At 70.2% G+C, this 15351-nt stretch carries 16 protein-coding genes and 2 pseudogenes; 14 read left to right on the forward strand and 4 right to left on the reverse strand.

Features of this window, described 5'->3' with window-relative positions:
- Positions 1-75: 75 nt before the first annotated feature.
- Positions 76-504: a hypothetical protein gene (locus ACYVPE_RS09515; RefSeq protein WP_461033016.1), complete on the reverse strand. Its 429-nt coding sequence runs from the start codon at positions 502-504 to the stop codon at positions 76-78.
- 312 nt (positions 505-816) lie between these two features.
- On the opposite strand from ACYVPE_RS09515, the gene ACYVPE_RS09520 reads away from it, so the two are divergent.
- On the forward strand, positions 817-1509 hold the full coding sequence (locus ACYVPE_RS09520; RefSeq protein WP_461033017.1) for a lytic polysaccharide monooxygenase: 693 nt from the start codon (positions 817-819) through the stop codon (positions 1507-1509).
- Here ACYVPE_RS09520 and ACYVPE_RS09525 read toward each other — a convergent pair.
- The gene (locus ACYVPE_RS09525) at positions 1479-1964 is read right to left on the reverse strand and encodes a hypothetical protein (RefSeq protein WP_461033018.1); all 486 of its coding nucleotides are present in this window, start codon (positions 1962-1964) and stop codon (positions 1479-1481) included. The genes ACYVPE_RS09520 and ACYVPE_RS09525 overlap by 31 nt on opposite strands.
- A gap of 98 nt (positions 1965-2062) precedes the next feature.
- Positions 2063-2560, reverse strand: a complete 498-nt coding sequence (locus tag ACYVPE_RS09530) for a hypothetical protein (protein ID WP_461033019.1) — start codon at positions 2558-2560, stop codon at positions 2063-2065.
- Positions 2561-2797: 237 nt separating this feature from the next.
- Between ACYVPE_RS09530 and ACYVPE_RS09535 the strand changes: the two are divergent.
- From ACYVPE_RS09535 to ACYVPE_RS09550, 4 genes and pseudogenes are all read left to right on the forward strand, one after another.
- Positions 2798-2887: pseudogene (locus tag ACYVPE_RS09535) on the forward strand (transposase); the annotation flags it as partial.
- Between the two features lie 126 nt (positions 2888-3013).
- Entirely contained in the window at positions 3014-3289 is a 276-nt protein-coding gene (locus tag ACYVPE_RS09540) for a hypothetical protein (RefSeq protein WP_461033020.1), read from the forward strand.
- Between the two features lie 128 nt (positions 3290-3417).
- Entirely contained in the window at positions 3418-4074 is a 657-nt protein-coding gene (locus ACYVPE_RS09545; protein ID WP_461033021.1) for a response regulator transcription factor, read from the forward strand.
- Entirely contained in the window at positions 4071-5333 is a 1263-nt protein-coding gene (locus ACYVPE_RS09550) for a sensor histidine kinase (RefSeq protein WP_461033022.1), read from the forward strand. Before ACYVPE_RS09545 ends, ACYVPE_RS09550 begins: the two co-directional genes overlap by 4 nt.
- A gap of 550 nt (positions 5334-5883) precedes the next feature.
- On the opposite strand, the gene ACYVPE_RS09555 is transcribed toward ACYVPE_RS09550, so the two are convergent.
- Positions 5884-6546, reverse strand: a complete 663-nt coding sequence (locus ACYVPE_RS09555; RefSeq protein WP_461033023.1) for an O-methyltransferase — start codon at positions 6544-6546, stop codon at positions 5884-5886.
- Positions 6547-6613: 67 nt separating this feature from the next.
- On the opposite strand from ACYVPE_RS09555, the gene ACYVPE_RS09560 reads away from it, so the two are divergent.
- The 9 genes and pseudogenes from ACYVPE_RS09560 to ACYVPE_RS09600 all read left to right on the forward strand — a co-directional run.
- Positions 6614-7264: a TetR/AcrR family transcriptional regulator gene (locus ACYVPE_RS09560; protein WP_461033024.1), complete on the forward strand. Its 651-nt coding sequence runs from the start codon at positions 6614-6616 to the stop codon at positions 7262-7264.
- An 846-nt stretch (positions 7265-8110) separates the two neighbouring features.
- Positions 8111-9097 (forward strand): LacI family DNA-binding transcriptional regulator, encoded by a 987-nt coding sequence (locus tag ACYVPE_RS09565; protein ID WP_461033025.1) that lies wholly within the window; start codon positions 8111-8113, stop codon positions 9095-9097.
- 108 nt (positions 9098-9205) lie between these two features.
- Positions 9206-10165: a ribokinase gene (locus tag ACYVPE_RS09570; RefSeq protein ID WP_461033026.1), complete on the forward strand. Its 960-nt coding sequence runs from the start codon at positions 9206-9208 to the stop codon at positions 10163-10165.
- A gap of 51 nt (positions 10166-10216) precedes the next feature.
- Complete coding sequence (locus ACYVPE_RS09575) at positions 10217-11533, forward strand: ABC transporter substrate-binding protein (protein ID WP_461033027.1); 1317 nt, start codon at positions 10217-10219, stop codon at positions 11531-11533.
- A gap of 28 nt (positions 11534-11561) precedes the next feature.
- Positions 11562-12518, forward strand: coding sequence for a carbohydrate ABC transporter permease (locus ACYVPE_RS09580; RefSeq protein ID WP_461033028.1), 957 nt, complete (start codon positions 11562-11564; stop codon positions 12516-12518).
- Complete coding sequence (locus tag ACYVPE_RS09585) at positions 12515-13402, forward strand: carbohydrate ABC transporter permease (RefSeq protein ID WP_461033029.1); 888 nt, start codon at positions 12515-12517, stop codon at positions 13400-13402. The genes ACYVPE_RS09580 and ACYVPE_RS09585 overlap by 4 nt, the downstream gene beginning before the upstream one ends.
- Positions 13403-13411: 9 nt before the next feature.
- Entirely contained in the window at positions 13412-13900 is a 489-nt protein-coding gene (locus tag ACYVPE_RS09590) for an RpiB/LacA/LacB family sugar-phosphate isomerase (protein ID WP_461033030.1), read from the forward strand.
- A gap of 59 nt (positions 13901-13959) precedes the next feature.
- Positions 13960-14736 carry an RraA family protein gene (locus ACYVPE_RS09595; RefSeq protein WP_461033031.1) on the forward strand — a complete coding sequence of 259 codons (777 nt, stop codon included), beginning with the start codon at positions 13960-13962 and terminating at the stop codon, positions 14734-14736.
- Positions 14737-14847: 111 nt separating this feature from the next.
- Positions 14848-15276: pseudogene (locus ACYVPE_RS09600) on the forward strand (NAD(P)/FAD-dependent oxidoreductase); the annotation flags it as partial.
- Positions 15277-15351: the final 75 nt, after the last annotated feature.

Consider the following 15351-nt stretch of genomic DNA (forward strand, 5'->3'; position numbering starts at 1 on the left):
GGAGCGCACGCTCCAGACGTTGTCGAGCGCTCCGTTCAACAAGATCCGCATGTGCGTGTTCCCCAAGTCCTACCTCTACAACCAGGACGAGCCGGAACGGTTCCCATTCGTCCACGGGACGGCGTCGGGGAGTTCGGACGTCGGATCGAAGACGACGAACGGAACGCCCTTCGCGGTCAGCTGCTCGCGTTCGGCTGCTGGGAGCTGCGCCACCGACAGCACACAGTTCGGGCGGCGTCGGACCGCGTCGTCCATGGTCATGGAGGGCGAGTCGTGGAGGCCGAACTCGGAGACGGTCCCGCCGACCTGGCGCTCGCGCGCCACCCGCTCGACGCCGCGGATGTTCTTCACCGCCCACATGCTCTCCAGCTCGCGGAAGACGAGCTCCACGACGTTGGTGCGGGATCCCGGCGGCTCGCGGTGCCCGTGTCGGTTGATCAACTCCTCGACGTCCGCCCGGGGGTGGTCGGACACCCCAGACCTGCCGTTGATCACTTTCGTCACGGGAGCACGACACGCCCGCCGACTCCGCGATGCACGCGATGGTGACTGGCCGCCGCGAGGCCCCTCTCACGCCCTGCCCGATGTCCCCCATGCCGCCGGCTGCTTGTCCTTCACGATCGCCCTCCCTCGTCCGACACGGGCGCCGTTCTGACATTCGGGCAGCCGGTCGACTAAGAAACTTTCTCCGCTATTTGGCCGAAAGTTTCTCGCGAAAGTCATCGACAGTCGCGGTGCCCCGCACTAGCCTCGCCGGAGCGGAGGGCTGGGACACCCACCCGCGCATGCCATGGGCATGCATAGAGGAGAGCCGTGATGTCAACCCCTCGACACCAGCGAACCGAGGCGCGGACCTGGACCCCCCGCGCCCTCGTAGCCGCCGTGGTAACGGCGGCCCTGGCCGTGGCCATCGTGGTCGCCAGCCCCTGGTCGACCCCGACCGCTTCCGCCCACGGATCGGTCCAGGACCCCGTCTCCCGCGTCTACGGCTGCATGCTGCGCTGGGAGTACAACTGGCAGGACCCGGAAGTGGGGGAGCAGGATCCCATGTGCTACCGGGCGTGGCAGGAGAGGCCCAGCGCCATGTGGGGCTGGACCGGCCTGTTCCGCGAGGGCACCGGCGGTGACTTCCAGGCGTTCATCCCCGACAACCAGCTCTGTAGCGCCGGCCACACCTACAACTCCGAATTCGCGGCCATGGACACCCCGGGCCCCTGGTGGACCACCGAGGTCGACAACGACTTCACCGTCGACGTCTACGACCTGGCCAGGCACGGCGCCGACTACCTGCGGGTCTACGTCACCGAGCAGGGCTACGACGCCACCACCGATGCCCTGGACTGGGGCGACCTGGAGTTGGTCGCCGAGACCGACCGCTACGCGCCCGCCGAGCACTACACGGTCGACGTCAGCGCGCCAGGCCGCACCGGCCACCACGTCGTCTACACGATCTGGAAAGCCTCCCACGCCGACCAGATCTACTTCATGTGCAGCGACGTGACCTTCTGACCCGCTGGTCCGCCGACCCGCTCAAACGACCGCACACGGTCGAACTCGGCGCCGTCGGCGTCGGCCGTCTCCACGTCGGGGCTCCGCACTCCGGCGTTGTCGTAGTCGGCGTCCAGGCGGCCGAAGGCGTCTTGTCGTGTGCGTCGGAGGTGCTCCTCGGCGAGAGTGACGTCGGTGTCCGAGACCGTCAGACGGACCGTGCCGTGCACGATGATCCCGGGCTCGGGGGAGAGCGGGCGGGCGATGACAGCGTTCACCGCGTCCTCTGCGGCAGGGATCTCCAGGACGTTGTGGCGCTTGAGGATGCGAGCCGCCTGCTCACGCAGGTGGTCTCGTGCGAGCGAGGCCGGCGCGTGGTGCTGGGGCGGGGGGCCGTCGGCCAGGCGCCATGTGCCGTCGATGCAGACGGTGAAGTGAAGGCTCGGCACGTGACTGGGCATGTGCTCGTCACTCATGCTGAAGGCGGTTCCCGCTTCGCGGGTGGCCGGGGCCGTCACCGTGTCGCCTGCGGACGGGGACGGCCCCGAGGCTCTGCGGCGCCAGGCGAACAGGCTCATGCGGCGGGCTCGGCCAGCACCCCTTCAGCCGCGACTTGTGCGCCGGGATCCTCTGATTTCTGGGACGACGAAGCCTGTTCTGGCACAGTGGGCAGGAGCCGGTTGAACACCTCGACCCGGCGGGCGCGGCCTTCCTGCGTCGTGGCGCTTTGGCCCACCAGGAGATCTGCTGTACGGGGGTCCATGAGATTGCCGGTCTGGACGGCCACGGCGATCTCCACAGCGTGGTCGTCGGGGACCGATGGGGTATCCAGCCATGCGGTCAGGGACGTCTTGGCTTGATCGGCAGTGGGTTCGTGGCGCCAGGCCACCCTCCATCCTCGAACGAAGATCTGGTCCTCAAGGCCCGAGCCGCCTTCGTCGAGCAGGTCTTCCGCCAGAGAGAGCGCCAGTGGCGCTTCACCGGTCAGTTCGGTCAGTGCCAGGAACGCTCGCGTGCCGGCCTGCCGGATCGTGGGGTTCTCACTTTCGGCCCGATCGACGATCTCGCCCATGACCAGGGACCGAAGCCTTGGCTCGGAAGCCAGGCCACGTACGGCTTGGGCAACGGCCTGGGAACCGCGCTGGTCGGCGCGGCCCGCCAGGATCCGCAGACGGGTGCCAGGCGATGTGGCTGGTCAAGGGCAGGAGTCTGCGCCGCCGTTGGGTGGCGTTCGGCGGGGGCGCGGCAGCAGCGAGGGCCGTGTACGTGCGGGGTACCTCGCGCTGGGCGAGGAGCAGGTCGTCGGGGAATCCGACGCGGCTTACGACACATCCAGTACCGCAGCCACCTCATGGATGGCTGCCTCACCGAGACCGGCCTGACCGTCCGACCCGCCTGAACAACGAGACGGCATCACGCGTTCAACCTCGGTAACGGTGGGTTAACAGCTGAGGCTGTTGTATCTCTCAGTGCCGGCCTCGAACGACCTGGATGCCGGCAACACACCACTGAGAGGAAAGTCATCATGAAGAAGCGCGGGAAGCTGATCGTGGCCGTCGCGGCCGTCGCGGCCCTGGCGATGGGGGGCGCCGGGGCGGCGTTCGCCTCCGAGGACGGCGGGAACGCCGGGGAGGCACAGGAGCAGCGGATCGAGTCCAACAAGAGCTCGGACCCGCGCACGGGGCCGGAGGAGAGGGGCCTGACCGACGTCACGGAGGACGACGGGCAGCCCAGCTTCAACGACGACGGCGCCGCGCCGAGTGACGGCGGGGAGCCGGAGACGCACTACCAGGAGGGCTGAGCACGGCCCGGGGGTGCCGGCACGGCGGCCGCCGTGCCGGCACCCCCGGATCTCTGCCCCTGCCGCCCGGCGGAGGCCATCCCACCCGGGACAATGAGGGCCCGGCCCCGGCGAAAGGATCACCGACCATGCGGGTGCTGGTGGTGGAGGACGAACGGCGGCTCGCCGACACGATCGCGGAATGGCTGCGCGAGGAGACGCACGCCGTCGATATCGTCTACGACGGCGCGGCAGCCCTGGAGCGCACCGGCGTCAACGACTACGACGTCGTCGTCCTCGACCGCGACCTGCCCCGGGTGCACGGGGACGACGTGTGCCGCCACCTCGTCGACGGCGGTTCCCCGGCGCGTGTGCTCATGCTCACCGCTTCCACCGCCGTCACCGATCGCGTCTCCGGCCTCTCCCTCGGCGCCGACGACTATCTGACGAAACCGTTCGCGCTCCCCGAACTCGCCGCCCGGGTCCTCGCCCTGGGCCGCCGCACCCGCGCCACCTCGGCGCCGGTGCTCCGGCGCGCCGGCATCACCCTCGATCCCACCACCCGCGAGGTGACCCGTGACGGGCAGGGCATCGCGCTGACCAACAAGGAGTTCGCCGTGCTGGCCGAGCTGCTGGCGGCGGGCGGTGCCGCCGTCTCCGCCGAGCAGCTGCTGGAGAAGGCCTGGGACGAACACATCGACCCCTTCACCGGAGTGGTCCGCGTCGCCATCCTCAAGCTGCGCCGCAAGCTCGGCGATCCGCCCGTCATCGAGACCGTCACCGCGGTGGGGTACCGCATCCGATGACGCACGCCGACGCACGCGCTCCCCGCACTCTCCGCGACCGGCTTCGCGGCCGTGGCAGGCTCCGGCTCAAGCCCGGCCGGCTGACCCTGCGCACCCGTCTGACGCTGGTCTACGGCAGCCTGTTCCTGGCCGCCGGGGTCGTGCTGCTCGGAGTCACCTATGTCCTGTTCAGTCAGCAACTTGGCAACGGCGGCCCGCTCAGCGTCAGCTCCGGCGGCATCGAGGAAGCACCTTCACCGGCGCCGCGCGGCGATGCTCAACCGCCGCCCGGGCTCTCGGCGTTCGAGGAGTCGGAGCGGGAACGGCTCAACGACGCCGCTGTCACCTCGCTGCTCACGCTGGGCGGCATCGCCCTCGCCGTCGTCGCCACCGCGGCCGGCGGGCTCGGCTGGCTCATCGCGGGCCGCGTCCTGGCTCCCCTCCACCAAGTCACCGATACCGCCCGCCGTATCGCCGCCGCCCCGACCGCGGACCGCAGCCTGCACGAGCGCATCGCCCTCGCCGGCCCCAGGGACGAGGTGAAGGATCTGGCCGACGCCTTCGACACCATGGTCGAACGCCTCGACCGCTCCTTCGACGGCCAGCGCCTCTTCGTCGCCAACGCCTCCCATGAGCTGCGCACCCCCCTCACCCTCGGCCGTGCGCTGGCGGAGATGGCCATCCACCGCAAGACCGCGTCCGAGGACGTCAAGGAACTCGGCGAAGAACTCCTGCAGATCAACGACCGGCACGAGCGGCTCATCTCCGGCCTGCTGCTGCTGGCCGGCGCGGAGAACCACATCCCGGAGCCGGCACCGGTCGACCTGGCAGAGGTCGTCACCCATGTGGTCACCCAGAGCACCGCGGAAGCGGAGCGGGCCGGCGTCACCCTGTATGCCCAGCCCGGCACCGCCTGGACGGCCGGTGACCCGCTGCTCCTCGAACGCATCGTGCAGAACCTCGCCGACAACGGCATCCGGCACAACACCGCCACCTCCGACGGATGGGTCCGCATCACGAGCCGTACCCGCGAGGAGCACGTCGAGATCGAAGTGAGCAACACCGGACCCGAGATACCCCCCTACGACATCCCGGCCCTCTTCCAGCCCTTCCGCCGCCTGCGCACCGAACGCCTGGTCACCGCCGAGGGATCCGGCCTCGGTCTGTCCATCGTCCGCGCCGTCACCCACGCCCACCGGGGAGAGGTGACCGCCCACCCCAACCCGGCAGGCGGCCTCACCGTCGTCGTGACCCTCCCTCGCCGGGCCGGCTCCTCCTGAGGTTGAACTCGTGATGTCGCGGAGTTCAACCTCAGTCGTCTCGGGCAGTACACGCGGATCCCGGGTCATGCGTTCGGTGCCGGGTTCTTGGTCGTGGGCGACTCCCGCCAGGAACAGACTTACCGAGGACGCGGGCTTGCTGTAGTCGCCGCGGTCAACTCCTCTGCGAAGACCGGCAGCACCGAGTTGATCATCTCGAACTGGCCGTGGCGTGTTGCGGTGGGCTCTGGTTCAAGCGCTACGCGCGCATCCGGGAGCCCGAGGCCCTGTGCCGTGCCCCGCGCTACTGACCTACCTGGTGGATTCCCATCGCGACCACCAGCGTGCCCGCCGGGCAGCTGACCCGCCCGTTCCCGTCCAGCAACTGTTCGGGGAGATCTAGTGACCTGAGTCGGAAGTTCTCCGCTAGGGCCCGTGTGATGTCGTGATCAATCGGCTGCTCGCACGAGGCACCGGCCACGCGGGCTGCACGCGGGCCTGGCAGTGGCGGTGGATATGCGCGGGCGCGGTGGTTCGTCTCGATCCGGCCGGGTGTGCTTCGCCGCGCCGCTCAGAGGCGGCAGCTGATCTCCATGCCGTCCTCGACGGGGAACGTAACGCTCTGGTATCCGTTCGCCGGGTCGCGTACGTAGTCGAGGTACGGCCGCAGACTGCTCAGGTCGACGTCGTCGGCCACGACGAGTGTGCCGGGACGCAGACGCGGCTCGAGAAGCCGCAGGACGGGCAGGCACAGCTCTTTCCAGCCGTCCAGCAGGACGAAGTCCGCGGGGTCGTCGAGGCCGCGGAGGGTGTCGCGGGCGTCTCCCTCCAGCATGGTGATCAGGTCGTCCAGGCCGGTCTCGGTGAAGGTCCGGCGGGTTGCTGCGATTTTGTCCTTGCTGAGTTCCGTGGTGATGACGCGTCCGGTGCCGTTGTCCCGTACGGCCGCGGCCAGGTACAGCGTGGAGATCCCGAAGGACATGCCGAACTCGACGACCGTGGCCGGGCGGACGGCCCGGACCAGGTTGTACAGCAGTTCCCCGCCTCTGGCGGAGATCGGCATGTAGACCTCCGCCACGGCGTCGGCGTGCTGCTGGGGTGTCAGCGGCGCGAACCCGCCGGGCAGCTGCGCCCTGACGCGCGCGGCAGTGACGTCGTCCTGCTCGGCTCGCTCGAACATCCGGCCGAGGGCTGCCTCGATGCGGGGGTCGGCAAGCGTGTGGGTGTGTGTCATGGGAGCTAGAATAGACGCAACGTTGCGTCACGCCTAGGGGGGGATACTCTGACCGGCGGGAGGCGAAATGGCACCTGCGACAAACGCCGCCGAGGCGAGCGGCACCGGCGGATCGGGGCGGCGTCACCACGGCAACCGGCACGGACGCAGCGAACAGGCCCGGCTGGCGGTACTGCGGGTGGCCGACGGCCTGCTCGTCGAGAAGGGTTTCGCGGGCGTCACGATGGAGGGCATCGCCGCACGGGCCGGTGTGGCCAAGCAGACCATCTACCGCTGGTGGAAGAGTAAGACCGACGTCCTGATGGACGCCTTCCTCCAAGACGCGACCGAGGATCTTACGGCTCCCGATTCCGGCGACATCGCCCTCGACCTGCGCGACTATCTGCGCCGACTGGCGTGGTTCCTCAGTGAGTCCGACCCCGGCGCCGTCTTCAAGGCGCTGATCGCCCAGGCGCAGCACGATCCGGTGTTCGCCCAGGACTTCCGGTCCCGATACCTCGACGGGCAACGCCGCCGCGACCGCCTGCCGTTGGAGCGGGCCGTGGACAGGGGCCAGCTGCCCGCGGACCTCGACATGGCGGCCGAGACGGACCAGCTCGTAGGCCCTCTCTACTACCGCGTGCTGGTGACCGACGAACCGATCAGCCACGAATTCACCGACGGGCTCGTCGACGCGTTCCTCCGGCGGCACAAGGTGACGACGCGGACGAGGTCCTGACCGATCAGCACCCCCAGGGACTGTGAGATGTCGTGATCAATGTTTCCGATCCGGATCCGCCCGGAAGGCGGATCCGGTAGGAAGACAAGCGTGACGCGCAGGCAACTCAGCTAGGGCCTGTCTTCCGGATCTTCGTGGGGCCGCGACGCCAGCTACGGCACCTCGCTGCGTTACCGAATCGCGCGAATACGGCCAAGTATGAGCTGCGATCCGGCGCCTTGCGATGCACCGCATCTGACGCCGCGGCCTGATCCACGAAGATCCAAAAGACAGGCCCTAGCCCCGCCAGTTCCACGGCGGCCCGGAACTTCCGGTTGAAGTCGCCGCGTTGCACGGGCCGTCCGTAGCGGTCGGTGACGATCAGGCCCTCGTCGGGCGGCGGCACGTAGCCCTGTGCGCGTCTTCGGCGTTCGGACCGGGCGGTCACCGTGGCCATCCGGGGGGAACCGGTCGACGTGCTCGGCCGGGCGCTCGATGAGGAAGTGGTCCACCGGGATGGTGGCGTAGCTGGACTTCGTCTCGAGCTGCTTGGACTGCCCTCGCTGTCGCTGTTCCTCGACGTACAGGAGGTCCTCCTCCCAGTTCACCGAGATCCTTTAAGTCGAGAGGGGGCAGGTTCAAGAGTTCATCTTCTGACGTGAACGGACTTCGAGGGGCGAAGACCTTGTCGCCGATAAGGGCGAAATGTCCCCCTCGGGGGGCGGGGGCTTCGGGCGCGGTGCGGTCCTGGACCGGCTGGTACGCGTACACGGCATCCGCAGGCAAGTGGCGTCGGAGCAACGCCATGGCGTGCTCGCTTCGATCCCGGGCGGCGGTGGCCGCCCGCCTCGGCCGTAGGCTGTGGTCATGGCCGTTACCCGCGACGACGTGGCTCGGGCCGCGGGTGTGTCGCCTGCGGTCGTCTCCTATGTGATCAACAACGGGCCGCGGCCGGTTTCCGCGGCGGCCAGGGAGCGGGTGCTGGCGGCGATCGCCGAGCTGGGGTACCAGCGCGACGCGATGGCGCGGTATCTGCGCACCAGGAAGACGCACTCGCTCGGGCTCGTCGTCCCCGACCTGGGGCAGCCGTACTTCGGGGCGATCACCCAGCACCTGTCGGAGCTGTCGTTCGACTCCGGCCACCAGCTCCTGGTCGCCACCACCTCGTGGCGCCCCGAGCGTGAGCGCGCCCAGTTGGCCAGCCTCGCCGAGCGGCGGGTCGACGGCGTGATCCTCATGAGCACCGATCCGTTGCAGGACTTCGCTCCGCTCCAGGTGCTCGGCATCCCGATCGTCGTCGTCGACCGGCCCGAGGTCGCGGTGCAGGGCGCCCGCGTGGCCACCGCGCACCTCATCGAGCACGGGCACCAGCGCGTCGGCCTCATCGGGGCCGATGAGGCGCATGTCGCCGGGCGGCGGCAGCGGGAGGGCTGGGCCGGCGCGCTGCGGGAGCACGGTCTGGAGCCCCGGCCGGAGGACGTGTGGTCCGCCCGGGCGGCCCGCGCCGCCGGGCACGCCGCGGCCATCGAGCTGCTCGACCGGCCGGACCGGCCGACCGCCGTGTTCGCCACGACCGACTCGCTGGCGGTCGGCGTGCTCCGGGCGGCACGCGACCGGGGCGTCGTGGTCCCTGACGATCTCGCGGTGGTCAGTGGCGAGGGGACGGACCTGACGGGCTTCGCGGTGCCCCGCCTGACCGCCGTCGAGCAGCCCGTCGCCGCCATCGCCAGGGAAGCGCTTTCGGCGGCGCTGGACGCCGATCCCGGCACGGTGAGCCGGCTGGATCACCACGAGTTCGACCTCGTGTGTCGCGAGTCGTGCGGCTGCCGCGAGGGCGACTCCGCCTCCCGGTAGCCCGTCGGTCACCCTCGGAAGTCGGCTCGCAGCACCCCTTGCGCCGTCATTCAATTCGAGTAGATTCCCGGTCTACACGAATGGAATGGCTGGATCTGGGAGGCGATGATGCCCTCATCCGTACAAAAGGGACACGTTCTCGTCATTGGTTCGGCCAATGAGGACCACGTTCTGACCGTTGACGAGCTGCCCGCCCCGGGCGCGACCGTCCTGGCCGGATCCAGCACGGTCACCGCCGGCGGCAAGGGCGCCAACCAGGCGGTCGCCGCCGCCCGGGCCGGCGCCGACACCCGGTTCGTCGCGATGCTCGGCGGCGACGATCGCGGCGCCCGGCTGCACGCCGCGTTGGCGGCCGCGGGCATCGACACCCGGTGGGTCGGCCGGCACTCGGACGCCCGCACCGGGCTGGCCGTCGTCACCGTGGCGGCCTCGGGCGAGAACGCGATCGTCGTGGCCGCCGGCGCCAACGCCGTCCTCGACGCCGACACCGTCGAGGCGGCGCTGGCCGACGCCACCCCCGCGCACATCGTCGTCGTCCAGTGCGAGATCCCCGCCCCGGCCGTGAACCGTGCGGTCGAGGTCGCCGGCCGGCGCGGCTCGTACCTGATCCTCAACCTCGCCCCGTTCGTCGCGCTGCCCGAGCGCACCCTGCGCGCCGCCGGCCTGCTGGTCGTCAACGAGTCCGAGGCCAGGGCGGCGCTCGGCGAGCGGGCTGGGCGCGCCAGCCGGGAGGCCGACGACCTGGCGCCGGCGCTCGGCGCAAGGTTCGGCTGCGCGGTCGTCGTCACCCTCGGCGCTCGTGGGGCGCGCTGCCGCACCCGCGACGGCCGGCTGGTGGCGGTGCCCGCGCACCCGGTGCCGGCGCCGGTGGACACCACCGGCGCCGGCGACGCCTTCGTCGGCTTTCTCGCCGCCGCCCTGGCCAGGCGGGCTGAGCTGGCCGAGGCCGTCCGCACGGCCACCGTGGCCGCGGCGCTCTCGGTCCAACGGGCGGGCGCCCAGGCGTCCTTCCCCACCCTCGGCGAGGTCGACGACATCCTCGCCGCGCTCCCCGCCGACCGCCGCTGACCCGATCACGTCTCGCCCCGTCCCCACTGCTCAACGAAGAGGAGGAGCACGATGCGAACCACCCATCCGCGGCGGCTGTCGGCCATGGTCGCGTCGGCCACCGTCACCAGCCTCGCGCTCGCCGGATGCGGAAGCGCCGACCCCGTCGCCTCGACCGGCAGGGCCGACGGCTCGATCACCTACTCGTTCTGGGGCAATCCGACCCGAGCCGAGAAGGTGGACGCGGTCATCGACCTGTTCGCCGCGACGCACCAGGACGCGGACGTCTCGGCCGAGGTCGCCGAGTACCAGAACTACGTCGAGCGGATGACGGTGCGGGCCGCGGGCGGCGGGCTGTCCTGCGCGGTCGGCGTCCAGTCCACCTTCTACACCCGCTACGGCGAGCAGGACGTGCTGCGCCCGCTGGACGACCTGATCGAGGACGGCGAGATCGACGTCTCGAACATCCCTGCCGAGGTGCTGGAGGCCGGGCGCGTCGACGGCACCCAGTACATGATCCCGACCGGCACCTTCGCCCGCCTGCTCGGCTACAACGTGGACCTGGTCGCCGAGAGCGGGGCGCCCGCGCCGACGGACGACATGACGTGGGACGCGTACGCGAGCTGGCTGCACGAGGTCCAGGCCGGGCTTCCCGAGGGCGTGTACGCCACGGAGATCGAGGCGTCCAACATGTTCTCGTTCACCTCCTGGGTGATCGGGCACGGCGAGGAGATGTTCGACGGGGACCGGCTCGGCTTCGACCGGGAACTCCTGGAGGACTGGTTCCGGTTCTGGCTCGACCTGACCGCCGACGGCGTCACCGTCCCGGTGGAGATGCTGCCCGAGCAGACCGGCGCGCTGGAGCTCACGCCGCTCGCCCAGGGGACCGCGGCCGCGGGCACGCGCGACATCCCGCACCTCCACATCACCGAGCAGGCCCTGAGCGCGGCCGGCCGGGGTTCCCGCGTCGCCGAGGTCTCCATACCGAGCCCGGACCCCGGGCGTTCGGCCAACGTGCTCGGCACCAACGGGATCTCGATCCCCATGGGCTGCGACCAGGTCGGCACGGCCGCGGCGTTCGTCGACTTCTTCGTCAACGACACGGCCGCGGCGCTCGCCTTCCAGTCCGACAACGGCATCCTCAGCAACACCCGCGCCCAGGAGGCGCTGCTGGAGGACCAGGAGACGCCCGAGGGCGTGCGGCGCAACGTGACGACGTTGCGCGAGCTCACCGAGGCCGGGGACCTGACCACCACCACCTACCCGTCAGGTCTGAGCACGCTGACCACCGAACTCACCCGCCTGTACCAGGAGGTGGCCTTCGGCCAGGTCAGCGTGGCGGACGCCGCCTCGGACTTCTTCGCCGCCGCCGACCGGGCGCTGGACTGACGCCCGGCCGAGGAACGGAGACATCCCGATGACCACCACGACGCGACGCCCACCCGGCCGACCTGCGGCTCCGCCGGCCCCCGGCCGGCGCCCACGCCGGGGCCGGCGCGACAACCTCGCCGGCTACCTCTTCCTCAGCCCCTGGCTGCTCGGCTTCGTCCTGATCATCGGTGGCCCGATGATCGCCTCGCTCTATCTCTCCTTCACCGACTACTCCGTGCTCGGCACCCCCGAGTGGACCGGGACGGAGAACTACCGGCGGATGCTCACCGACGACCCGCGGTTCTGGGCGTCCCTCACGGTCACGCTCACCTACCTCGTCGCGTCGGTGCCGTTGGTCCAGGTCTTCGCCCTGTTCCTCGCCGGCCTCCTCAACCGGGGCATCGGCGGGCTGACGATCTACCGGGCCGTGTTCTACGTGCCCTCGCTGATCGGGGGCAGCGTCGCCATCGCCATCCTGTGGCGCTTCCTCTTCGAGGGCGACGGGCTGCTGAACAACGCGCTCGGCAGCCTGGGAGTCGACACGAGCCACTCGTGGATCGGCACCCCCGACACCGCGCTGTACACACTGGTCATCCTCAACGTCTGGCAGTTCGGCGCCGCCATGATCATCTATCTGGCCGGGCTGCGGCAGATCCCCGCCGAGCTCTACGAGTCCGCGGCGGTGGACGGCGCGAGCCGGGCCCGCCGCTACTGGTCCATCACCCTGCCGCTGCTCAGCCCGGTGATCTTCTTCAACGTCCTGATGAACATGGTCGGCGCCTTCCAGGCGTTCAACACCGCCTACATCGTCAGCAACGGGACCGGCGGGCCGGCCGACTCCACCCTCTTCTACACCCTCTACCTGTACCAACGCGGCTTCGTCGACTTCGAGATGGGCTACGCCTCCGCGCTCGGCTGGGTGCTGCTGGCGCTCGTCGCCGCCTGCGCGGCCGGCCTGTTCGCGCTGAGCCGCCGCGTCGTGTTCTACGGAGACGAACGATGACCACGCACCAGCTCACCGCCAGGCGCAAGCGCCCGGCGGGGCCGCCCCGCCCGACGAACCCCCGACAGTTCCTGCGGCACCTCACGCTCATCGCGCTCGGCGTCGCCATGTTCTACCCGCTGGCCTGGATGATCGGCGCTTCCCTCCGGGCGGACGGCGCGATCGCCGACCCGGGGATCTGGCCGGGCGACGACTTCACCGTGGACGGCTACGTCGAGGGGTGGCGGGGAGTCTCCGGGGTGGCGTTCGGCCGCTTCATGCTCAACTCGTTCGCCGTCGCCGCGATGTGCGTGGCGGCCAACCTGATCGCCTGCTCGCTGGCGGCGTACGCGTTCGCCAGGATCGACTTCGCGCTGCGCAGGCTGTGGTTCGCCGTGATGATCGGCACGCTGATGCTGCCGCACCACGTCATCCTCATCCCGCAGTACATGATGTTCCGCGAGCTCGGCTGGATCGACACCTATCTGCCGTTCGTCGTCCCGAAGTTGCTGGCCACCGACGCGTTCTTCGTCTTCCTGCTGGTGCAGTTCTTCCGCGCCATACCGCGGGAACTCGACGACGCCGCCCGCCTCGACGGCTGCGGGCACCTGGGCATCTTCTTCCGCGTCATCCTGCCGCTGGCCAAGCCCGCCCTGGCCACCACCGCCATCTTCACCTTCATCTACAGCTGGAACGACTTCTTCACCCCGCTGATCTACCTCACCGACCCCGAGCTCTACACCGTCCCGCTGGCGATCCGCTCCTTCATCGACACGACCTCGAGCTCGGCCTTCGGCGCCCTGTTCGCCATGTCGGTCCTCTCCCTCCTGCCGGTTCTCGGCGTCTTCATCGCCTTCCAGAAGCTGCTGGTCGAAGGCATCGCCACCACCGGCCTACGCGGCTAGGAGCCCACCATGCGCATCGCCATCTCCAACGACCACGCCGGATTTCCGCTCAAGCCGCTGATCGTGGACACCGTGGGTCGCCTCGGCCATGAGGCGATCGACGTCGGCACGAGCGACGGCAGCCCCGTCGACTTCCCGCTCATGACACAGCGGGTGACCGACCTGATCACCTCCGGCCGCGCCGACCGCGGCGTCCTCGTCTGCGGCACCGGCGTCGGCGCCGCCATCGCCGCCAACAAGGTGCCCGGAATCCGCGCCGCCGTCATCCACGACACCCATGTCGCCCGGCAAGGCGTCGAGCACGACGACGTCAACGTCGCCTGCCTCGGCGCCTGGATCGTCGGGCCCCGCATCGCCGAGGACGCGCTCGCCGCCTACCTCGCCGCGCGCTTCAGCACCGAGCCGGACTTCCGCCGACGGGTCCGACAACTCGCCGACCTGGAGCAGACGGCCCAGGCAACCCCGAAGGGAGGTGATGCGCCGGACCGCACGCTCTGAACCCGGCCGTCGCGCCACGCAGGTCATACCGAACACAGACCGAGAAAGGGTCACACGCCATGGCGCTCTCCAGCGCGCGCAAGAAGGAAATCCTCGACACCGTCGCCAAGCTCCGGGTCACCGACGTCCGCGACGGCCTGGACTGGGTCGGTCGGCACAACGTCGGCACCGTCTCGCCCGAGATCCGGCCGCTGTGGCGCACCAAGGCCGCCGGCTTCGCCGTCACCTGCCGCCACATCCCCACCCAGCAGACCGTCCCCACCATGGCGCCCGGCGACTACACCAAGTGGGCCTACGAGTACTGGTACGGCGAGGTGTTCGCCAACAACCTCGCCGACCAGTTCGACGAGAGCTCCTTCCTCGTCGTCGACACCTGCAACACACCGACCCCCGCCGTGGGTTCCATGGACTCCATGATCTGGGCCGCCCTCGGCGCCCGCGGCGTGCTCACCAACGGCGGCACCCGCGACTCCGACGAGACGCTGGAGCAGAAGGCGATCCCCATCTGGTCCCGCTGGATCGTCCAGCCCATGTACCAGGGGCGGGTCGAGTGGGGCGGCCACAGCATGCCCGTCGAGATCGGCGGCCAGCTCGTCCGACCCGACGACCTGGTCGTCGCCGACGGCGACGGCGCCATCATCGTGCCCGAGGAACTCATCGACGACGTGCTCACCTACGCCATCCAGGAATCCGAGAACGACAAGCGCGCCCGCGCGCTGCTCTTCGACCGCCTCGGCATCCCGCGCAACGCGAGCACCGAGTCCGCCTTCGACGTCGAGCCGCACCCCTACGCGCTCTCCGCCGAAACCCTCGACAAACGCCTCAAGCGAGCCTGAGCACCGGGGCGCCGAGCAGGACCGTCACCACTCGGCGCCCCGCGTCACGCCGGTGTGGCGGAGGACGTGAGGGCCACCTCGGGGCCAGGTGCTGCTCGACCACCGCGAGTCCGGGACACCCTGCGCGCCTCCAAGGCCATGCAGGAGCGCGCCTTCGCCGACCCCAAGATCAAGTTCATCTGGGACAGCGAGGTCGCCGAGATCCAGGGCACCGACGGCAAGCTCTCCGGGCTGTCCCTGCGCAACACCCGCACCGGCGAGACCTCCGCGCTTCCGGTCACCGGCCTCTTCGTGGCCATCGGCCACGACCCGCGGGTGGAGCTGTTCAAGGGTCAGCTGGACCTCGACCCCGAGGGCTACCTCCGGGTCGAGTCGCCGACCACCCGGACCAGCATCCCCGGCGTCTTCGCCGCCGGCGACGTCGTGGACCACAGCTACCGCCAGGCCATCACCGCCGCCGGCACCGGCCGCTCCGCCGCACTCGCCGACGCTTCGACGCTTCCCCACCAGACCCACGACGAGGACACGGCAGCTGTCTGACCCCGCTCGCCGAACCCCTTCACCACGGAGTCATGGTTGGCCCTCCTCGCGAACGCCATGACGGTTCGCGGTACC

The sequence above is a fragment of the Streptomyces mayteni genome, from assembly GCF_054783955.1.

Excerpts from the sequence above, each read along its gene's own strand:
- ACYVPE_RS09520 (WP_461033017.1), top strand. The coding sequence starts at position 817 with ATGTCAACCCCTCGACACCAGCGAACCGAGGCGCGGACCTGGACCCCC.
- ACYVPE_RS09525 (WP_461033018.1), bottom strand. The coding sequence starts at position 1,964 with ATGAGTGACGAGCACATGCCCAGTCACGTGCCGAGCCTTCACTTCACC.
- ACYVPE_RS09530 (WP_461033019.1), bottom strand. The coding sequence starts at position 2,560 with ATGGGCGAGATCGTCGATCGGGCCGAAAGTGAGAACCCCACGATCCGG.
- ACYVPE_RS09540 (WP_461033020.1), top strand. The coding sequence starts at position 3,014 with ATGAAGAAGCGCGGGAAGCTGATCGTGGCCGTCGCGGCCGTCGCGGCC.
- ACYVPE_RS09545 (WP_461033021.1), top strand. The coding sequence starts at position 3,418 with ATGCGGGTGCTGGTGGTGGAGGACGAACGGCGGCTCGCCGACACGATC.
- ACYVPE_RS09550 (WP_461033022.1), top strand. The coding sequence starts at position 4,071 with ATGACGCACGCCGACGCACGCGCTCCCCGCACTCTCCGCGACCGGCTT.
- ACYVPE_RS09555 (WP_461033023.1), bottom strand. The coding sequence starts at position 6,546 with ATGACACACACCCACACGCTTGCCGACCCCCGCATCGAGGCAGCCCTC.
- ACYVPE_RS09560 (WP_461033024.1), top strand. The coding sequence starts at position 6,614 with ATGGCACCTGCGACAAACGCCGCCGAGGCGAGCGGCACCGGCGGATCG.
- ACYVPE_RS09565 (WP_461033025.1), top strand. The coding sequence starts at position 8,111 with ATGGCCGTTACCCGCGACGACGTGGCTCGGGCCGCGGGTGTGTCGCCT.
- ACYVPE_RS09570 (WP_461033026.1), top strand. The coding sequence starts at position 9,206 with ATGCCCTCATCCGTACAAAAGGGACACGTTCTCGTCATTGGTTCGGCC.
- ACYVPE_RS09575 (WP_461033027.1), top strand. The coding sequence starts at position 10,217 with ATGCGAACCACCCATCCGCGGCGGCTGTCGGCCATGGTCGCGTCGGCC.
- ACYVPE_RS09580 (WP_461033028.1), top strand. The coding sequence starts at position 11,562 with ATGACCACCACGACGCGACGCCCACCCGGCCGACCTGCGGCTCCGCCG.
- ACYVPE_RS09585 (WP_461033029.1), top strand. The coding sequence starts at position 12,515 with ATGACCACGCACCAGCTCACCGCCAGGCGCAAGCGCCCGGCGGGGCCG.
- ACYVPE_RS09590 (WP_461033030.1), top strand. The coding sequence starts at position 13,412 with ATGCGCATCGCCATCTCCAACGACCACGCCGGATTTCCGCTCAAGCCG.
- ACYVPE_RS09595 (WP_461033031.1), top strand. The coding sequence starts at position 13,960 with ATGGCGCTCTCCAGCGCGCGCAAGAAGGAAATCCTCGACACCGTCGCC.